We start from the raw sequence: 18,408 nt of genomic DNA, 5'->3' as shown, positions 1-18,408 counted from the left end.
CAGGCTGACGGAGGGGGCGGGCCGGCCAGTGCGGCGCTTGCGCCTCCGCACCACCCGCTGGCTTGGGCGGCTCCTCCCCCAAGGGGGGAGATTTTCGCTGATCAATCGAGATTGGGCCGCAGCCAGCGTTCCGCCGTGGCAAGCGGGATATTCCGCCGCGCCGCATAGTCCTCCACCTGATCGCGCCCGATCCGCGCCACGCCGAAATACTGGCTTTCCGGGTGGCCGAAATAGAAGCCCGAAACTGCGCTGGTCGGCAGCATGGCCTGGCTTTCGGTCAGGGTGATCCCGGCGTTTTCCTGCGCGTTCAGGAGATCGAACAGGATCGGCTTGAGGCTGTGGTCCGGGCAGGCCGGATAGCCCGGCGCCGGGCGGATGCCGCGATACTGCTCGCGGATCAGCGCCTCGTTGGTCAGCTGCTCGCCCGGCGCATAGCCCCACAGCGTGGTGCGGACGTGCTGGTGGAGCCGCTCGGCGAAGGCTTCGGCGAAGCGGTCGGCCAGCGCCTTGAGGAGGATGTCGTTGTAGTCGTCGTGAGCGGCCTTGAACCGGGCGAGATGCGGCTCGATCCCGTGGATGCCCACCGCGAAACCGCCCAGCCAGTCGCCGTCAGGATCGATGAAGTCCGCCAGGCAGAAATTGGCGCGGGTGCGGCTCTTCTTGATCTGCTGGCGCAGGAAGGGAAGCAGGGTGCCGTCTTCCAGCCGGATATCATCGCCTTCCCGGTGACACGGCCAGAACGAAACCACGCCCTTGGCGGTCAGCCACTTCTCGGCAATGATCGTCTCCAGCATGGCCTTGGCGTCCTCGAACAGCGCGGTCGCGCTTTCGCCCACCACTTCGTCCTTGAGGATCGAAGGATAGGTGCCGGCCAGTTCCCAGGCGCGGAAGAACGGGGTCCAGTCGAAGCACTTGACCAGATCGGCCAGGTCCCAGTCGGCAAACACGTGCAGGCCCGGCTGGGCGGGGGCGCCGGGCTTGTCGGCAAAGTCGGGCGCGAAGGCATTGGCGCGCGCTTCGGCCAGCGGCAGCAGGCCCGAGCCTTCCTTGCCCGCCCGCGCCTCGCGCACGGCCTCGTATTCGTTGGCGGTGCTATCCACGAAGCCCTTAGCCTGGGTGTCCGACAGGAGCTGGCTGGCCACGCCCACCGCGCGGCTGGCATCGAGCACGTGGATCACCGGGCCGTCATAGGCCGGATCGATCCTGAGCGCGGTGTGGACCTTGGAGGTGGTCGCCCCGCCGATCAGCAGCGGAATGGTCATCTCGGCGCGCTGCATTTCCTCGGCCACGGTCACCATCTCGTCCAATGAGGGGGTGATCAGGCCCGACAGCCCGATGATGTCGGCCTGCTCCTGGGCCGCACGCTCGAGGATCTGCGACCACGGCACCATCACGCCCAGATCGATCACCTCGTAGCCGTTGCACTGGAGCACCACGCCGACGATGTTCTTGCCGATATCGTGGACGTCGCCCTTGACCGTGGCCATCACGATCCGGCCCTTGGCCTTGGCGCCTTCCTGCTTTTCCGCCTCGATGAACGGGATCAGGTGGGCCACCGCCTTCTTCATCACGCGGGCCGATTTCACCACCTGCGGGAGGAACATCTTGCCGGCGCCGAACAGGTCGCCCACCACGTTCATGCCGTCCATCAGCGGGCCTTCGATCACCTCGATCGGCCGGCCGCCGCGCGCGGCCACTTCCACGCGCATCTCCTCGGTATCACTCACGATATGGGCGTCGATGCCCTTGACCAGCGCGTGCTCGATCCGCTTGACCGGCTCCCACCCGCGCCATTCCTCGGCGGCCTTCTCGGCCACGGCATCCGTGCCCTTGAAGCTTTCGGCCAGCGTGATCAGGCGCTCGGTCGCGCCCTCATCGCGGTTGAGGATCACGTCCTCGCAGGCGAGCCGCAGCGCCGGGTCGATCTGGTCGTAGACGTCGAGTTGCCCGGCGTTGACGATGGCCATGTCCAGCCCGGCGGGGATCGCGTGGTAGAGGAACACCGAATGCATCGCCCGGCGCACCGGCTCGTTGCCGCGGAAGGAGAACGAAAGGTTGGAAAGCCCGCCCGAGAAGTGGACGTGCGGGCAGGCCACCCGGATGTCCTTCACCGCCTCGATGAAGTCGACCGCGTAGTTGTTGTGCTCCTCGATGCCGGTGGCCACCGCGAACACGTTGGGATCGAAGATGATGTCCTCGGGCGGAAAGCCGATGCCCATCAGCAGCTTGTAGGCCCGCGTGCAGATCTCGACCTTGCGGGCTTTGGTGTCCGCCTGGCCCTGCTCGTCGAAGGCCATGACCACCACGGCCGCGCCATAGTCCATGCACTTCTGCGCCGAGGCCAGGAAGGCTTCCTCGCCTTCCTTCATGGAGATCGAATTGACGATCGGCTTGCCCGAAACGCACTTCAGGCCGGCCTCGATCACCTCCCACTTCGAGCTGTCGACCATCACCGGCACCCGGGCGATGTCCGGCTCGGCGGCCAGCAGTTTGAGGAAGGTGGTCATCGCCTCGACCGCGTCGAGCAGGCCTTCGTCCATGTTGACGTCGATCACCTGCGCGCCGTTTTCCACCTGGCTGCGCGCGACATCCACCGCCCTGGCATAGTCGCCCGCCAGGATCAGTTTCTTGAACGCGGCCGAGCCGGTCACATTGGTGCGTTCGCCGATGTTGACGAAGCGGGAGGAGGCGGCAGTGGTATCGGTCACAATCAAAGATCCGTTCGTGTAGAGCGGGGTTGGGGGCGGCCTCAAGCCGCCATGATGAACGGCTCAAGCCCGGCCAGCCGGGTGACCGGCTCCAGCACTGGCACCTGGCGTGGCGCAAGCCCTTGCACGGCGCGGGCCATCTCCGCGATGTGCGCCGGGGTGGAACCGCAGCAGCCGCCCAGCACGTTGACCTGGCCGGCCGCCGCCCATTCGCGCACGAGGCCCGCCGTGGTCACCGGCTGCTCGTCATAGGCGCCCAGTTCATTGGGCAGGCCGGCATTGGGATAGACCATGATCAGGCTGTCCGCGATCTCGCTCAAGAGCTTCACGTGGGGGCGCAGCTGGGTTGCCCCGAACGAGCAGTTCAGCCCCACGGTCAGGGGCTTGGCATGGCGCACCGCGTGCCAGAAGGCCTCCACGGTGTGGCCCGAAAGGTTGCGCCCGGAAAGGTCGGTCAGGGTCATCGAGAGCATGATCGGCACCTCGCGGCCCAGCTCGCGCTCAAGCTGCTTGATCGCCATGATCCCGGCCTTGGCGTTGAGCGTGTCGAAGATCGTCTCGATCAGGATGAAATCGGCCCCGCCTTCCATCAGCCCGGCGGCCTGCTGCTTGTAGACATCGACGAGGAAATCCCAGTCGATCTCGCGGAAGCCCGGATCGTTGACGTCGGGCGAAAGCGAAAGGGTCTTGTTGGTCGGCCCGATCCCGCCGGCGACGAAGCGCGGGCGGCCGTCCCGGGCGGCATATTCGTCCGCGATGGCCCGCGCGATTCCCGCCGCGGCCACGTTCAGCTCGTGCACCAGGTGCTCGGCGCCATAGTCGGCCTGGCTGATCCGGTTCGACGAGAAGGTGTTGGTCTCGGCAATGTCGGCCCCGGCGTCGAAATAGTCGCGGTGAACCTTGGCCACGGCCTCGGGCTTGGCCAGGCACAACATATCGTTGTTGCCCTTCTGGTCGTGCGAGAGGCCGAGCTTGCCGGCATAGTCGGCCTCGGTCAGCCCCATCTTCTGGAACTCGGTGCCCTGCGCGCCGTCAGTGATGAGGATGCGTTTCGCCGCCTCGGCCTGGAAGGCGATGCGGGCGGCACTCGGGATAAGCGTGGTCATGGCTTGGGCCTCAATCCGAGCAGATGGCAGATGGCATAGGCCTGCTCGGCCTTGTTGAGCGTGTAGAAATGGAAGTCGCGCACCCCGCCGGCATAGAGCCGGCGGCACAGGTCGGCGGCGGCAACGGCGGAAACCAGCGCGCGCGGGCCGGGACGCTCGTCCAGCCCCTCGAACATGGCTTCCATCTCCGGCGGGATCAGGGTGTTGGCGCTCATCCGGCGGATCGCGGCGAAGGAGGTCACCGGCATGATCCCGGGCAGGATCGGCGCGGTGATCCCGGCGGCCAGCGCCCTGTCGATGAAGCGGAACCAGGCGTCGGTGGAGAAGAAGAACTGGGTGATCGCGCGGCTGGCCCCGGCGTCGAACTTGCGCTTCAGGTTGTCGAGATCGGCCTCGGCGCTCACCGCCTCGGGGTGGACTTCCGGGTAGGCCGCCACCGAAATCTCGAAATCGTGGCGCGCCTTCAGCCCGCCCACCAGCTCCGCCGCGCTGGCATAGCCTTGCGGGTGCGGCTCGAACCGGGTGCCGGCGCCGGCCGGCGGATCGCCGCGCAGGGCCACGATATGGCGCACGCCCGCTTCCCAGTACTGGTCGGCGATCTCGGCGATCTCGGCCTTGCTCGCCCCCACGCAGGTGAGGTGCGCGGCGGGCACCAGCGCGGTTTCGCGCGCGATCCGCGCCACGGTAGCATGGGTCCGCTCACGGGTGGAACCGCCCGCGCCATAGGTCACCGAGACGAAGCTGGGGTCGAGCGGCGCCAGCTCGGTGATCGCCTCCCACAGCTGGTTTTCCATCTTCTCGCTCTTGGGCGGGAAGAACTCGAACGAAACCGAGATGTCGCCCGGCATATCGGCGAAGATCGGGCCGGAAACGGCAGGGAGGGTCACGAATGGGCCTTTCGGGTCTTGGCGGCAGGGTTGGCGGACGCGCGGTTGCGGGTCGCGGTCCAGATCTTCACGGTCAGCGGCTGGCCCGGACCAGGGCCGGGAATGGCCAGCGGCGGGGCCGGCGCATAGCCGGCGGCGGTCAGCAGCGCCAGCATCTGCTCGTCGGAGAAGCCGAGCCGGGCATGGGCGTGAAGCGTTCGCAGCTCCTCGTGGGCATGGGCGGCAAAGTCCACCACCGCCACCCGCCCGCCGGGCCTCGTCACCCGCGCCGCTTCGGCAAGCGCCACCTCGGGCTCCTGCGCGTAGTGCAGCACCTGGTGGAACAAGACCGTGTCGAACCCGGCATCGGCAAAGGGCAGGGCGGTGAAATCGCCCTGGATGAGATCGACCTTGCCGGCGGGCAGGTGCTGGAGCCGGGCGCGGGCGAGTCGCAGCATCTCCGGGCTCTTGTCGATGGCCACCACGCTGGCCGCATGGGGCGCGAACAGCTCGGCCATGCGCCCCGTCCCGGTGCCGACATCGAGCACCGCGCCCAGTTGTGAGGCTTCCAGTTGCCCGGCCCCCAGCTGTTCTGCAAGCGCGGCTTCCACCGGGCCATCGGGCGAATGGAGCAGGCGCAGGGTGTCCCACTCGTCGGCGTGGCGGGCGAACCAGGCGGCGGCCTGGGCCTCGCGGGCGGCGCGGATCGCGGCCAGGTGGCGGCGGTCCTCGGCGAGCTGCGCGGCGAAGGCCGGGTCCTCGCCCTCGCCCACGGCGAGCAGGCGGGCCACCGCATTGCCCAAGCGCGGCGCGCCGCTTTCATCCACCGCGATCCGCAGGAACACCCACGAGCCTTCGCGCCGCCGCTCGGCCAGCCCGGCATCGCACAGGATCTTGATGTGGCGCGAAACGCGCGGCTGGCTTTGCCCCAGCACCTGGGCCAGTTCGCCCACGGCCAGTTCCATGTCGGCCAGCAGCCGCATGATCCGCAACCGGGTCAGGTCCGCCAGGGCGCGCAGGGTGGTTTCAAGCTTCATCGTGGGAAGCCATATAAAGATTTCTTTATATCAGGGCAAGGTGCGACTGCGCCGAGCCGCCACCGCCGGGGATTGCCCGCTGGGGGGCTTTGCCCGCGCGCCCCGCTCGGGTAGGGAGCAGGCCAGCCATTACCGCCCATCCGAAAGGCCTTGTCCATGAAGAAGTCCGTTTCCTTCGCTCTCGCTGGTGCCGCCACGCTCCTGCTCGCGGCCTGCGGCAGCTCGGACACCGCCACCGAACAGGCCTCGCCCGACAATGTCGAGATGCCGGCCGAGGAAACCATGAGCACGGTCGCCGCCATGCCCTCGCCCGACAAGGGTGATGCCGCCACCGAGGCCGCCGATCCCAATGCCGGCGCCAAGGCCAACGATGCCGCCGCCGCCGCCGCCGCCGCCGCCGCCGATTTCAACGCGGCGGGCGATGGCGCCGAAAAGCCGGGCGCCGAAAAGGCGATCGACCAGGCCGAAAAGAAGATGTGAGGGCTTGGGGGCGGGCCTCGGCCCGCTCCCGCCAGCACCATGCGCGCCGCCCTGCTCCTCGCCCTGGCCATCTGCCTTGCCGCCTGCGGCAAGCCCGACAATGCGCCGGGCAAGGGCGGCGTCACCGTGGGCGAGGCCCGCGCGCTCGATGAAGCGGCCGAGATGATCGAACAGGACAAGCCGCCCCGGATCGGCGTGGCAACGGCCGCCCCGGCCCGATAAATCCTCCCCATTCGTGGGAAGGGGGGCCACCCGCAGGGTGGTGGAGGGGGCTTTCCCCCCAATGCTCCGCCGGCCGGACAACCCCGTCGGTCAACGCTGCGCGCCGCCATGGCCCCGCAAGCGGGGAGCAGCGCCCCTAATCCAGCGAAACCCTGCCGCGCCCGGCCTTCACCGTGCCGCGCCGCTTCTTGCCCTCCAGCCGCGCGGTCTTGCCCACCCGGTTGAGGCGGCTCTTGGCTCGCTTTTCCGGCAGGCGATGGGCCTCGCGCAGCAATTCTGCCAGCCGTTCGCGCGCATCGGCGCGGTTCTGCTCCTGGGTGCGGAACCTGCGCGCCACCAGCAGCAATTCGCCCCGCGCGGTCATCCGCGATCCGGCCAGGTCCTTCAGGCGGTGGAACACCGGGGGCGCCAGGCGCAAGGCATAGACATCGACCCGAAGCTGGACCGCGGTCGCCACCTTGTTGACATTCTGCCCGCCCGGCCCGGTCGCGGTGATGAAGGCCTCGGTGGCAAGGGCCAGGGCGCGCGCGATCGCCTGTTCGGCGGCCGCGTCGACCTCGCTCATGCCTCCGGCGTCCCCCCGGCGCCCTCGGCCCCAACGTCGGGCGCGGCCCCATCCTCGGGATCGACAAAGCCCAGGGCGGCAAAGTCGGCGGGCGTGGGGGCATGGGCACGGATCGGCGGCTTGCCCGCGCGCGTCACCACGATGTCGGCGGCGTGCAGCATGGTCCGCGTCGCGCCTTCCCTCGTGCCATAGCGGCCATCGCCCAGCAGGGCATGGCCAAAGGCATGGGCGGCATGGACGCGGATCTGGTGGGTGCGGCCGGTTTCCGGGCGGAATTCCACCAGGGTCCGCCCGCCGTGCTCGGCCAGCTTGCGCCAGTGGGTCACCGCCGGCTTGCCCTTCTTCGCCGCGATCATCCGCCAGCCATCGGCGGCCGAACTGATCTTGGCGAGCGAGAGCGCGATCGTCCCCTCGCTCTCGCCATTCGGCCCTTCCACCGGCCCGGCAACGATGCCGAGATAGCGCTTGTCCACCTCGCGCGCCTCGAAGGCGGCGGCAAAGCGCTTGAGCGCCTTGGGATTGCGGGCGAGCAGGAGGCAGCCCGAGGTGTCGCGGTCAAGCCGGTGAACGGGCGCGGGCGGGCGCTGGAAGCCCAGCTTCAGCTCGTCCAGCCGGTCCTCCAGCGCCATGCCGCCGGCGCGCGGCCGATCCAGCGGCAAGCCCGCCGGCTTGTCGATCACCAGCGCCTCGCCGTCCTCGAACAGGATGGAAATTTCGCTCAACCAGCCCACCTGAAACGCATCACTTGTCCTTCCAATCCGTCGTCCAGTCCCAAACCGGGGCCGGGGCGATGTTCCAGCAAATCCATCAGGCCACGGCCCCCGCGATCCGCCGCAGCGCCTCGGCCAGCGTGGCCTCGTCAGCGGCGAAGGAAATGCGAAAGCCGTCCTTCCCGCCAAAACCCGATGCCGCCACGATCGCCACGCCATGGTCCAGCAGGTGGAGCGCCAGCGCCGTGTCGTCGCCGAAGCGGCCCATCAGCGGCGCGGCATCGACCATGCAGTAAAAGGCGCCGTCGGGCACGGGCGTCGAAAGGCCGGGAATGGCATTCACCGCGCCCACCACCAGGTCGCGCCGCGCGCGGAAGCGCTCGCGCCAGTCGGCCAGGAAATCCTGCGGCCCCTCGAAGGCGGCCACGGCGGCGGCCTGGCTGATCGAACAGGGATTGCCCGAGCTGTGCGATTGCAGCTTCTCCATCGCCTGGATCAGCCAGGCCGGGCCTGCGGCCACGCCGATGCGAAAGCCGGTCATCGCGTGGCTTTTGGAGACGCCCGAAACGGTCAGCACCCGGTCTGCCAGATCCGGGCATTCCACCGCCAGGGTGGCGTGCCGGCCTTCGCCATAGCGCAGCGGCGCATAGATATCGTCGCTCATCACCAGCACCTGGCGGTGGGCGCGCAGCACCTCGCCCAGCGCTTGCAACTCGCTGGCCGGATAGGTCGCCCCGGTGGGATTGCCGGGGCTGTTGAGCAGCAGCCAGCGGGTGCGCGGGGTGATCGCGGCGGCCAGCTGGTCGGCGCTGATGCGGAAACCGCCGGCGGCATGGCTGGGCAGCGGCACCACGGTTCCGCCGGCGAACCGCACGATTTCGGGATAGGAAACCCACCACGGCGAAGGGATCAGCACCTCGTCGCCCGGATCGAGCGTGGCCAGCAGGGCGTGGAAGATCGCCTGCTTGCCCCCGGCGCTGATCGTCACCTGCCCGGTGGGCACCGTGATGCCAAGGTCGCGGGCAAAGTGCAGCGCGGCGGCCTGCTTCATCCGCGCGGTTCCGCCCACGGCGGTATATTTCGTGTCGCCCGCATCCATCGCCGCCTTGGCAGCCTGGATCACGTGGGGCGGGGTGGCGAAATCCGGCTCGCCCACCGAAAGCGAGATGATGTCGCGCCCGGCGGCGCGCAGTTCCATCGCCCGGTCGGTCATCGCCGTGGTGCCCGACGGCGCGATCCGCGCAAGGGCCAGGGAGGTGTGGGCTGGGCTGGTCATCGTTTCGGTCATGGGGTTCCGGTCATCGGGATTCCGGTCAGGAAAGGAGCCTGGCGGGCATCAGGCCGCGCAGGCCATTGCCGATGAAGAAGCCGCCGGCAAGGTCGGCCAGGCCAAGATCGGCCTCGCGCGCCCGGCCCGCCTCCAGCAGCGAGCGGCGCAGCACGCCGGGCAGGAGGCCGCGCGCGGCGGGCGGGGTCAGCAGAACGCCGCCGCGCTCCACGAACAGGTTGGTGAAGCTGCCCTCGGTGAGATGGCCGGCATCGTCGATGAACAGGGCTTCCTCGGCCCCGGCGGCGCGCGCGGCGCGCAGCGCGGCATCGTAGAACTGGCGGTCGCTGGTCTTGTGGCGCAGGCGCGGGTCGGTGGCATCCACCGGCAGCGGCAGCACCGCGCAGCGCGCCGGCTCGGCCAGGGGGGCGGGCAGCGCGCCGATTTCCAGCGCATAGGCGCCGCTGCGGGCGATCACCAGCCGCACCTTTGCCGGCGCCTCGGCCTCGAAGCACAGGGCCTGGATGGCATTGCGGATCGCGTGGCGATCGAAGCTGAAGCCGAGTTCGGCGGCGCTCGCCTTGGCCCGTTCGAGATGGAGCTCCAGCAGGGCAATGCCGGTGTCCGGGCTGAAGGCCATGGTCTCGATCAGGTCGAATCCGGCGGCGGAAGAACGCACGAAACCCCCTTTGACCAGGCACTCCCGCCACTCCGGCAGGCATTGCGAATCGGCCACGACGCCCGATCCGACCCCCAACACGGCCCGGCCCTGCCGGGGGCTACCGGGATCGGGCGTCAGGCGCAGGGTGCGGATTGCCACATTGAAGGCGGCATCGCCAGTGGGCGCGATCGCGCCGATCGCACCGCAATAGGCTCCGCGCGCATCGCGCTCGATCCCGTCGATCAGTTCCATCGCCCGGATCTTGGGCGCCCCGGTGATCGAGCCGCAGGGAAACAGGGCGCGGACAAGGTCGGTCGCGGTGCGGCCCGGGGCCAGCCGGGCGCTCACCGCCGAAACCAGCTGGTGGACCGTGGGGTAGCTCTCCACCGTGAAGGGCGCGGCCACCCGCACCGTGCCGGGCACGGCCACGCGCGACAGGTCGTTCCGCATCAGGTCGACGATCATCAGGTTCTCGGCGCGGTCCTTGGCGCTGGCGGCAAGCTCGCTGGCGGCGCGGGCATCGGCGACCGGGTCCGCTTCGCGCGCGCGGGTGCCCTTCATCGGACTGACCCGCGCGGCCTCGCCGTCGAGCGCGAAGAACTGTTCGGGTGAAAGGCTGAGCAGCCAGTGCGTCCCGTCGAACACCAGCCCGCCGTGCCCGCCGCCGCCAGCCGCGCGCAGGGCGGCATAAAGCGCCAGCGGATCGCCGCGCCAGGCGCCCACCAGCGGGAAAGTCAGGTTGGCCTGGTAGATCTCGCCCGCCGCGATCGCTTCCGCCACCGCGGCAAAGGCCCGCCGATAGGCGCCGGCCGAAAGCGCCGGGTCAAGCGGGCCGATCGCGGCCGCCCCCTCGGCCCGCGCCGCCAGCCAGGCGGGCACCGCGCTGGCCGCAATTTCCTCCACCTCGGCAAAGGCGCCCAGCCACACCAGCGGCCCACCCGCCCCGCTGCGCGCCGCGGTGCGCGCGGCAAGGCGCGGTTCAAGGGCAAGTCCGGCCTCGTAGGCGATGCAGCCGGCCAGGTGCAGGCCCGTTTCGCACAGCGCCTCGATCCGCTCGAGCGCGGGGCCGACCTCCTCGGCGCGGCGGGCGACGACGACCTCTTGGGGGCCGCGAAACAGCCGTGCCGGACGCGCGCCTTCGCCGCGGGCATCGTCCAGCAGGACGAAGGGGGTGTGCAGGAGCGGTGCGGCCATCAGGCGGCGGCTTGTAGAGCTGTTGCAGCGCCGTTGCAAAAGGCCTCGTGGCGGGCCATTCCTGCAGGCGGACGGGGTCGCACTCAATCAGCGCCAAGGAGCGGCAATGGACGACATCTTCATCGGTCTGGCCTCCAACGGGGAGCGGCAGGTGCTCCATCTCGGCCGGGCCAACCGCCATGGCCTGGTGGCCGGGGCGACCGGCACCGGCAAGACCGTGACCCTCCAGACCGTGGCCGAACAGTTCTCCGCCGCCGGGGTTCCGGTGTTCCTCGCCGACGTGAAGGGCGATCTTTCAGGCATCTGCATGGCCGGCAGCCACGAGTTCAAGCACGCCGACACGCTTGAGGCGCGGGCCAGGGAACTGGGCATCGCCGACTATGCCTATCGTGATAATCCGGCGGTTTTCTGGGATCTCTATGGCGAAAAGGGCCACCCGATCCGCACCACGGTGTCGGAAATGGGGCCGCTCCTCCTCTCCCGCCTGCTCGGGCTGAATGAAACCCAGGAGGGCGTGCTCACGGTCGCCTTCCGCTGGGCCGATGATCAGGGGCTGCTCCTGCTCGATTTCGACGATCTCCAGCAGGTGCTGATGGCCTGCGCCGAGCAGGCCAGCGAACTGGCCACGAAATACGGCAACATTTCCAAGGCTTCGGTCGGCACGATCCAGCGCCAGCTGCTGTCCTTCGCCAGCCAGGGGGCCGACCGGTTCTTTGGCGAACCGGCTTTCGAAATCAACGACTTCATCCGCACCGACGAACAGGGTCGCGGCTACATCAACGTGCTCAGCGCCGACAAGCTGATGCAGAACCCCAAGCTCTACGCCACCTTCCTGCTCTGGCTCCTGTCCGAGCTGTTCGAAGCCCTGCCCGAGGTGGGCGATCCGGAAAAGCCGAGCCTGGTGTTCTTCTTCGACGAGGCCCACCTCCTGTTCGACGATGCCCCGGCGGCCCTGTTCGACAAGGTGGAACAGGTCGTCCGCCTGATCCGTTCCAAGGGCGTGGGCGTCTATTTCATCTCGCAGAATCCCATTGATATCCCGGAGAAAGTGGCTGGCCAGCTTGGCAACCGGGTCCAGCACGCCCTGCGCGCCTTCACCCCGCGTGATCAGAAGGCGATTCGCGCCGCGGCCGAAACCTTCCGGATCAATCCCGAGCTGAAGGTCGAACAGGTCATCACCGAGCTGAAGGTGGGCGAGGCGCTGGTCTCCACGCTGGAAATGGACGGCTCGCCCTCGGTGGTCCAGCGCACCCTGGTGGCCCCGCCGCGCTCGCGGCTGGGTCCGGTGACCGACAAGGAACGCGCGATCATCCAGTCGATCAGCCCGTTCGGCGGGAAATACGATACCGCGGTCAACCGCGAATCGGCGGCCGAGGTCCTGGCGCACAAGGCCCAGGATGCCGCCGCTGCCGCCCAGGTGGTGGAAGAACAGGGGGTTGAGGCCCAGCGCGCCCAGCCCCGGCAGACGCCATCGATGTGGGAAAAGGCCGGCAAGGCCGCGTTCGGCGCGGCGGCGGCTTCGGCCGGAACCATGCTGGCCCGTTCGCTCACCGGCAAGAAATCAGGCGGATCGCCGGTGGCCAGCGCCGCCAGCGCGGCGGCCGGTTCGATCGGTACGGCACTGGGCGGCGCCCTGCTTGGCCGCTTCGCGCGGGGGCTGCTGGGCGGGCTGCTGCGCTAGGGGCCGGTCAGCCCAGCGGCAGGCGCAGCACCGCCTCCAGCCCTTCGACCGCGCCATCGGCCCCGCGCAGGTTGGCCAGGGCCAGGGTGCCGCCGTGCTGTTCGGCGATGGCGCGGGCGAGGGTCAGGCCCAGGCCCGCCCCGCCGGTTTCGCTGTTGCGCGAGGGATCGCCCCGGGTGAAGGGTTCGAGCATCCGGGCGATCTGCGCCTCGGGAATGCCCGGCCCTTCGTCGCGGATGCGGATCACCGCCGCCGCGCCTTCGCGGCCCACCGACACCGTGGCGCGCCGGCCATAGCGCAGGGCATTGCCGATGAGGTTACGCAAGGCCCGCCTGATCCAGGTGGGCCGCAGCATCAGGGCAACGCGGGCGGTTTCGCCCAAGTCCACCGCCTCGCCCATGTCCTCGTATTCCTCGACCACGGAGAGGACCAGCGCCGAAAGTTCGGTGCGTTCCTCCGGATCGCTGGGCCGGCCGACCCGGGCCAGCGAGAGGATATCGTCGAGCGTGCGGGTGATGTCCTCGATGGTCGCAGCCATGCGCGCACGTTCCGCCTCGTCCTCCACCGATTCGATCCGCACCCTCAGCGCGGCGAGCGGGGTCTTCAGATCGTGGCCGATCGCGCCGAGCATCACGTCCTTCTCATCCAGCAGCAGGGCGATGCGATCTTCCATCGCATTGTGCGCGGCGATCAGGCGGGCCACGTCGTCCGGGCCTTCCGCGGCGAGCTGGCCGGCGCGGTCGCGGGTTTCGGCGAAGCGTTCGAGCCGGATGGTCAGCGCGGCGAGCGGCTGGGTGATCCGCCGCAGCAGCAGCCACATCGCGCCCACCAGCGCGGCGTAGATGAACAGGGTCTGCGCGAACAGGGTGACCAGCAGCGCGCGCTCGGCCGGCGGCACGAAGACCCGCGCCACCAGCCATTGCCCCGAGCCTTGCGGCTGGATCGCGGCGACAAGCACGGCATCGGGCGCCGGCTGGCGATCATGGCGCAGGGCGCGGCGCGCGAGCCGGGCCAGCGAGGGTGCGTCGTCGGCGATCGCGCGGCGGAACACCACCAGCCGGGCGGGGGCGAGGTCCTGCTCGGCCAGCACTTCGTGCAGTTCGGTTTCGTCCTCGGCCCGGCGCAGGTCGCCGGCGGCCAGCGGCGAGGCCGTGGTGCGTTCGATCCGCAGCCCGCGCCCACGCAGGAACGGGCCGGGCGGGCGATGGTCGTCATCGGCGCGGTCGGGCGGCGGCGGCGGGCCAGGATCGTCGCGCAGGGCGCCGGCCAGGCGGAAGGCGGCGGTGTGGATCAGGGCCGCTTCAAGGCGCTCGTGCTGGGCGCGATAGAGCAGCAGGGCGCCGATCCCCTGCGCCAGGAACAGGGTGAGGGCGATCGCCAGCAACACCTGACCGCGCAGGCTGCGCGGCCAGAGCCACGACAGGACGGGGGCGAGGTGACGCATGATGCGGCTCAGGCGCGGGCCGCGCCAGGGCGCCGGCGGACCTCGGCGGCAAGCAGGTAGCCGCCGCCCCACACGGTCTGGATCAGTTGCGGATTGCGGCTGTCGACCTCGATCTTGCGCCGCAGCCGGCTGACCTGGTTGTCGACCGCGCGGTCGAACAGGTGAGCCTCGCGGCCCTGGACCATTTCGAGCAGGCGATCACGGTCCAGCACCTGGCGCGGGTGTTCGAGAAAGGCCATCAGCAGCCGGAATTCGGCCGAGGAGATGGCGACCGTCGCCCCATCGGCATCGGTCAGCCGGCGCTTCAGCGGATCGAGGGTCCAGCCATCGAAGGTGAACAGCTCCTCCTCGACCGGGGCGGTGGCCGGATTGGCCGAAGGGCGCGTGGCCCGGCGCAGGACCGAGCGGATGCGGGCCACCAGCTCGCGCGGCTCGAAGGGCTTCACCACATAGTCGTCGGCGCCGATCTCGAGGCCGACGATGCGATCGGTCGGCTCGCCCCGGGCGGTGAGGAAGATGGTGGGCAACTGGCGCGATTCAACCAGGTGGCGGCAGAGCGAAAGCCCGTCCTCGCCCGGCATCATGATGTCGAGCAGGACCAGGTCGGGGCTTTCCTCCTGCAGCAGCCGGCGCGCCTCGGCGGCGCTGGCGGCCTCGCGGACGGCGAAGCCCTGCCGGGCAAGGTATTCGGCCAGCGGCTGGCGCAGCGCGGCCTCGTCGTCGACCAGCAGCAGGCGGGTGGGAGTGTCGTCGGCCATGCCGGTCATCTGCGGGGCGGGCGCGGCGGCGTCAATCGCCGCCGCCGTCCTTGTCGGCATCACGCGCGGCAAAGCGGACCAGGGTCAGCAGCGCCAGCGGCGCGCGCAGGAACCGGGGGCTCATCGGATCGGGAGACCTCTCGCTTGGCCGGCGATCGGGCCGGTCACTTGGCCGGCGGGGGCGGGGGCATATCGCCCATGTCGTGGTCGCCCATCTCATGGTCCATGCCATGGCCGGCCATGCCGCCCATGTGCTGCCGGTGCATCTTCATGCCCTGGCGGAAGGCCGCGCGGCGTTCCTCGGGGGTGAGCTTGCCGTCATGATTGGCGTCGGCCGTATCGAAGCGCTTGAGCGCGCCGGCGAGGAATTCGTCACGCGTGACGGCGTGATCGCCATTGGTGTCCATCCGGCCCAGCATCCTCATGCCGTGCATGGCGCGCATTGCGCCCATGCCGCCCATGCCTTCCATGCCGCCCATCCGGTGTTCACCGGGGCCGCCGGCACCGTCATGGCCATCGTGGCCGCCCATCATCTTCTGGTGGGCATCGAGGAATTCCTGGCGCGACAGGACGCCATCGTGATTGGCGTCCATCGCATCGAAACGCTTGCCCATGGCCGCCACGCGGTCAGCCGCGTCGAGCCGGCCATCGCCGTTCACATCCAGCCGCGCGAACATCTCCACCGCCTTGGCCTGGGCCTCGGCCCGGGTGATCGTGGCATTGCCGAACGGATCGTGCAGACCCATCCGCTGCTGGGCGATGGCGGTTCCGGCCAGGGCAACCATTCCGGTCGCCGCAAGGGCAAGGGTCATTCGCTTGGTGGGACGCTTCATCTTCGGCTCTCCACGGATTCGCCAGAATGGGGTGAAGCCACAGGACCGGACACGGGGAAGGGAGGGGAAGGCGAAGACCGGTCCCGCGGCTTCTGTTTTCCCATATAGGGCGCGGTTGTCGCACTTTTATGCCGGGGCGGGGGTTTTTTGTCGTGATTTGTCGCGCAAGGGGGCAGGAGCGCCCCCGCGCGGGGACGCTCCCAGGCATCAGGCGCCGGGCGCGTCGATCGCCTCGACCTTCTCGTTGCTGGTGCGCTGGCCGGTCTTGACCGCGCGCGGCTGGGCGAAGCTGGCGAGCACGGCGGCATCGCGGGCATAGATGTCGGGCCAGGTGATGAGCTGGCCGTTGATGTCCTTGGCCATGGTGAAATAGCCGATGTAGACCGGCATCGGGCTGGTCAGCGGCACCTTGGTATACTTGCCCGAAGTGCTGATCGCGGTGACTTCCTCGGGCGTTTTCCCGGCCTTGAGGATGGCCAGCATCATGCCCAGCTCCAGCGCCCGCTCGGTCCGCACGCAGCCGTGGCTGTAGGCGCGGCTGGGGCTGTTGAACAGGCCGCGCGACGGGGTATCGTGCAGGTAAATCGCGTGGGGGTTGGGCATATCGATCTTGACGATGCCGAGCGAGTTCTTCGGCCCCGGCTGCTGGACCACGATCACCATGCCATCGGGCTGGACGGTGACCTTGTAGCCATCGCGCGCGGCGAGCGCCGGGTTGTTGACGTACTTGGCGCCCATGCCCTCGCCCACCACGATGGATTGCGGCACGGTCCAGGTGGGGTTGAACACCACGTTCTGGACCTTTTCGGCCAATTGCGGGGTCGCGGTCTTGCCCGGCTTGCCAACGATGGTGCGATAGGTCCGCACGATCTTGTCGCGCCGGACCAGGCGCAGCTGGAACTCGGGCACGTTGGTCATCAGGTAGTATTCGCCAAGATCCCGGCTGAACCAGCGCCAGCGGTCCATGTTGGCGCGGATCAGGGCGCGGGCCTTGGTCTGGGCGCGGGGGGTGTTGGCGAGAGCCTGCTTGAGCACCGCATAGTCGGGATAGGTCGGGTCGAGCGCGGCGAGCGTGCCGGCGATATCGTGGCTGGCGAGCGCGCGGGTCATCACCGCCTCGGTCGGGTTGACCTCCACGTCCTGGTCAACCGCGAACCACTGGACGCGGGCTTCCATCGGCGTGCGCCCGTCGCGCAGGTCCTCGATCAGCCAGGCCATCGCCTTGCTGGCCGCCGCATCGAGATCCGGGCCTTCGCCCGCGAGAAGCGCGGCCTTGAGCGCGGCGGGCTTGTAGTCGGCCGGGGCGAGGCCTTCGGCGCCGATGCCGTTGATCACCTCCAGCAGCTGCTGGGCATCGGCGAGGCTCCAGTGCATCACCGGCTCGGTGACCGGCGCGGGCGGCGGGACGGCCGCCGGGGCCGCGACCTTGTCGGCGCCGACCGCCGAGGTGGAGCCAGCCGCCGGGCTGGAGCCCGGCGCGGGGGGCGATACGGGGGCCTGGGTGGAGGTCGCCGCCGGGGTGGTGGCGACCGGAGCGGGCTTGATGCTGGGGCCTTGCGCCGCCAGCGGAGCGGCCGCGCCGGCCAGCGCGAGCAGGGCCGCGCAGGCGCTCAAACCGTGGATCGTCCGCCGGAGCTTGTCATGCCGTGTCACTTGAATACCCCATTGTCGGCCAAGGGAGAAAGGGCTGGCCGGGCGTGGTCGTCCCGGCGCGCTGGTGCCCTGATGCCCTGTTCCAGTGCAATCATCAATTGCCCGCCTTGGCCGATCGCGGCTTTCGCCAGCCTGAATCGGCTGTATGCGGGTTGGCGTGATGAACCACGGCCACGCCTTCCTGCGCCACCCGCTGGCGCCTGTCCTGGCGGTGATCGTGGCGATCGGCCTGTTCGCGACCATGGACGCGCTGATGAAGCGGGCCTCGATCGAGACCGGGGTCCTGCCCTCCCTGCTGGCGCGCAGCGCGCTGGGGGCCATGGTGCTGTGGCCGGCCTGGCGCTGGCGCGCGGCCGGGCAGGGCTGGCCGGGCGGCGCGGCGCTGCGGCTCCATGGCCTGCGCGGGCTGGTGGCCGCGGGCATGACCGGCGCCTATTTCTGGGGCATCGTGCGGACACCGCTCGCCGAGGCCATCGCGATTTCCTTCATCGCCCCGCTGATCGCGCTGTTCCTGGCCGCGGCCATGCTGGGCGAGCGGCTGCGGCGCGAGGCGGTCGCCGGATCGCTGGTCGCCCTGCTTGGCGTCGGCGTGATCACGGCCGGGCGGCTGGGCCATGCGGCGGCCAGCCACGATGCAGCCTGGGGCATCGCCGCCATCCTCGTTTCGGCCGTGCTCTATGGCTGGAACCTGGTGCTCCAGCGGCAGCAGGCGCAACTGGCGGGACCGCTGGAGATCGCGGCCATGCAGAACCTGGTGGTCGCCCTGGTGCTATTGGCCGCGGTGCCGGCGGGTCTGGTGCTTGGCTGGGACCCGCGGGCCATGGTCATCCCGGCCGGCGCGGCCCTGCCGGATATCGCCACGGCCGCGCTGTTCGCCTCGGCCTCGCTGATGCTGCTGGCCTGGGCCTATGCCCGGGCCGAGGCGCAAGCCCTGCTGCCGCTCGAATATACCGCCTTCCCGTGGTCGGCGCTGACCGGGTGGCTGTGGTTCGCCGAGCCGGTCACCCTCGCCACGCTGGGCGGGCTGACGCTGATTCTCCTTGGCGTGGGGATCGGCGCCCGCGGCGCGCCGCATCCGCAATTGCCACCAGCCTGAATCGCCGGCCCGGCCCTTGACGTTGCGCTTGCGAACGCGCATCGGCAGCCCGCCCATTTACCCGCTTTCGCATGACTGGCGCAGCCCCTGCGCGCCCGGCCATGTGCAGGCCAGCTCCCAAGGGGGA

16 protein-coding genes are annotated in these 18,408 nt (G+C 69.7%); 4 read left to right on the top strand and 12 right to left on the bottom strand.

Translation table 11 applies throughout. The annotated features are described in order from the left end of the window. Positions 1 to 101: 101 nt before the first annotated feature. The 4 genes from metH to ACFOD9_RS02095 are packed head-to-tail and all read right to left on the bottom strand — an operon-like array spanning position 102 to position 5,717. The gene (metH, locus tag ACFOD9_RS02110) at positions 102 to 2,714 is read right to left on the bottom strand and encodes a methionine synthase (protein ID WP_379508428.1); all 2,613 of its coding nucleotides are present in this window, start codon (positions 2,712 to 2,714) and stop codon (positions 102 to 104) included. 35 nt (positions 2,715 to 2,749) lie between these two features. Further along, positions 2,750 to 3,814, bottom strand: a complete 1,065-nt coding sequence (locus ACFOD9_RS02105; protein ID WP_379508427.1) for a homocysteine S-methyltransferase family protein — start codon at positions 3,812 to 3,814, stop codon at positions 2,750 to 2,752. Beyond that, a complete protein-coding gene (metF, locus tag ACFOD9_RS02100) occupies positions 3,811 to 4,662 on the bottom strand; it encodes a methylenetetrahydrofolate reductase [NAD(P)H] (RefSeq protein ID WP_379508453.1) in 852 nt (283 codons plus the stop codon). Before metF ends, ACFOD9_RS02105 begins: the two co-directional genes overlap by 4 nt. 35 nt (positions 4,663 to 4,697) lie before the next feature. Next, the gene (locus ACFOD9_RS02095; protein ID WP_379508426.1) at positions 4,698 to 5,717 is read right to left on the bottom strand and encodes an ArsR/SmtB family transcription factor; all 1,020 of its coding nucleotides are present in this window, start codon (positions 5,715 to 5,717) and stop codon (positions 4,698 to 4,700) included. A gap of 156 nt (positions 5,718 to 5,873) precedes the next feature. On the opposite strand from ACFOD9_RS02095, the gene ACFOD9_RS02090 reads away from it, so the two are divergent. Both ACFOD9_RS02090 and ACFOD9_RS02085 read left to right on the top strand, forming a co-directional pair. Further along, entirely contained in the window at positions 5,874 to 6,197 is a 324-nt protein-coding gene (locus tag ACFOD9_RS02090; protein WP_379508425.1) for a hypothetical protein, read from the top strand. A 39-nt stretch (positions 6,198 to 6,236) separates the two neighbouring features. Next, positions 6,237 to 6,419, top strand: coding sequence for a hypothetical protein (locus ACFOD9_RS02085; protein ID WP_379508424.1), 183 nt, complete (start codon positions 6,237 to 6,239; stop codon positions 6,417 to 6,419). 136 nt (positions 6,420 to 6,555) lie between these two features. Here ACFOD9_RS02085 and arfB read toward each other — a convergent pair whose 3' ends face one another. The 4 genes from arfB to pabB form a co-directional block, all read right to left on the bottom strand. After that, positions 6,556 to 6,984 (bottom strand): alternative ribosome rescue aminoacyl-tRNA hydrolase ArfB, encoded by a 429-nt coding sequence (gene arfB / locus ACFOD9_RS02080; RefSeq protein ID WP_379508423.1) that lies wholly within the window; start codon positions 6,982 to 6,984, stop codon positions 6,556 to 6,558. Further along, positions 6,981 to 7,706: an RluA family pseudouridine synthase gene (locus ACFOD9_RS02075; RefSeq protein ID WP_379508422.1), complete on the bottom strand. Its 726-nt coding sequence runs from the start codon at positions 7,704 to 7,706 to the stop codon at positions 6,981 to 6,983. The genes arfB and ACFOD9_RS02075 overlap by 4 nt, the downstream gene beginning before the upstream one ends. Before the next feature lie 85 nt (positions 7,707 to 7,791). After that, positions 7,792 to 8,982, bottom strand: a complete 1,191-nt coding sequence (locus ACFOD9_RS02070; RefSeq protein WP_379508421.1) for a pyridoxal phosphate-dependent aminotransferase — start codon at positions 8,980 to 8,982, stop codon at positions 7,792 to 7,794. 25 nt (positions 8,983 to 9,007) lie between these two features. Further along, entirely contained in the window at positions 9,008 to 10,816 is a 1,809-nt protein-coding gene (gene pabB / locus ACFOD9_RS02065) for an aminodeoxychorismate synthase component I (RefSeq protein WP_379508420.1), read from the bottom strand. A gap of 106 nt (positions 10,817 to 10,922) precedes the next feature. Here pabB and ACFOD9_RS02060 point away from each other — a divergent pair, with 106 nt between their 5' ends. Further along, a complete protein-coding gene (locus ACFOD9_RS02060; protein WP_379508419.1) occupies positions 10,923 to 12,497 on the top strand; it encodes a helicase HerA-like domain-containing protein in 1,575 nt (524 codons plus the stop codon). 7 nt (positions 12,498 to 12,504) lie between these two features. Here the strand turns inward: ACFOD9_RS02060 and ACFOD9_RS02055 are convergent, their stop codons facing one another. The 4 genes from ACFOD9_RS02055 to ACFOD9_RS02040 all read right to left on the bottom strand — a co-directional run bounded on the left by ACFOD9_RS02055 (position 12,505) and on the right by ACFOD9_RS02040 (position 17,185). Next, entirely contained in the window at positions 12,505 to 13,941 is a 1,437-nt protein-coding gene (locus tag ACFOD9_RS02055) for a sensor histidine kinase (protein ID WP_379508418.1), read from the bottom strand. Between the two features lie 8 nt (positions 13,942 to 13,949). Continuing rightward, entirely contained in the window at positions 13,950 to 14,699 is a 750-nt protein-coding gene (locus ACFOD9_RS02050; protein ID WP_379508417.1) for a response regulator, read from the bottom strand. Between the two features lie 164 nt (positions 14,700 to 14,863). Beyond that, positions 14,864 to 15,532: an EF-hand domain-containing protein gene (locus ACFOD9_RS02045; protein WP_379508416.1), complete on the bottom strand. Its 669-nt coding sequence runs from the start codon at positions 15,530 to 15,532 to the stop codon at positions 14,864 to 14,866. Between the two features lie 207 nt (positions 15,533 to 15,739). After that, complete coding sequence (locus tag ACFOD9_RS02040) at positions 15,740 to 17,185, bottom strand: L,D-transpeptidase family protein (protein ID WP_379508415.1); 1,446 nt, start codon at positions 17,183 to 17,185, stop codon at positions 15,740 to 15,742. A gap of 160 nt (positions 17,186 to 17,345) precedes the next feature. Between ACFOD9_RS02040 and ACFOD9_RS02035 the strand changes: the two genes are divergently transcribed. Beyond that, complete coding sequence (locus ACFOD9_RS02035; RefSeq protein ID WP_379508414.1) at positions 17,346 to 18,281, top strand: DMT family transporter; 936 nt, start codon at positions 17,346 to 17,348, stop codon at positions 18,279 to 18,281. Positions 18,282 to 18,408: the final 127 nt, after the last annotated feature.

Origin of the sequence: Novosphingobium bradum (assembly GCF_042646485.1) — a bacterium.
Classification (GTDB): domain Bacteria; phylum Pseudomonadota; class Alphaproteobacteria; order Sphingomonadales; family Sphingomonadaceae; genus Novosphingobium; species Novosphingobium bradum.
This window is presented reverse-complemented; position numbering and strand designations above follow the sequence as displayed.

Coding starts and splice junctions, on each gene's coding strand:
- ACFOD9_RS02105 (WP_379508427.1), bottom strand. CDS start 3,814: ATGACCACGCTTATCCCGAGTGCCGCCCGCATCGCCTTCCAGGCCGAG.
- metF (WP_379508453.1), bottom strand. CDS start 4,662: ATGCCGGGCGACATCTCGGTTTCGTTCGAGTTCTTCCCGCCCAAGAGC.
- ACFOD9_RS02095 (WP_379508426.1), bottom strand. CDS start 5,717: ATGAAGCTTGAAACCACCCTGCGCGCCCTGGCGGACCTGACCCGGTTG.
- ACFOD9_RS02090 (WP_379508425.1), top strand. CDS start 5,874: ATGAAGAAGTCCGTTTCCTTCGCTCTCGCTGGTGCCGCCACGCTCCTG.
- ACFOD9_RS02085 (WP_379508424.1), top strand. CDS start 6,237: ATGCGCGCCGCCCTGCTCCTCGCCCTGGCCATCTGCCTTGCCGCCTGC.
- arfB (WP_379508423.1), bottom strand. CDS start 6,984: ATGAGCGAGGTCGACGCGGCCGCCGAACAGGCGATCGCGCGCGCCCTG.
- ACFOD9_RS02070 (WP_379508421.1), bottom strand. CDS start 8,982: ATGACCGAAACGATGACCAGCCCAGCCCACACCTCCCTGGCCCTTGCG.
- pabB (WP_379508420.1), bottom strand. CDS start 10,816: ATGGCCGCACCGCTCCTGCACACCCCCTTCGTCCTGCTGGACGATGCC.
- ACFOD9_RS02060 (WP_379508419.1), top strand. CDS start 10,923: ATGGACGACATCTTCATCGGTCTGGCCTCCAACGGGGAGCGGCAGGTG.
- ACFOD9_RS02055 (WP_379508418.1), bottom strand. CDS start 13,941: ATGCGTCACCTCGCCCCCGTCCTGTCGTGGCTCTGGCCGCGCAGCCTG.
- ACFOD9_RS02050 (WP_379508417.1), bottom strand. CDS start 14,699: ATGGCCGACGACACTCCCACCCGCCTGCTGCTGGTCGACGACGAGGCC.
- ACFOD9_RS02045 (WP_379508416.1), bottom strand. CDS start 15,532: ATGAAGCGTCCCACCAAGCGAATGACCCTTGCCCTTGCGGCGACCGGA.
- ACFOD9_RS02035 (WP_379508414.1), top strand. CDS start 17,346: ATGAACCACGGCCACGCCTTCCTGCGCCACCCGCTGGCGCCTGTCCTG.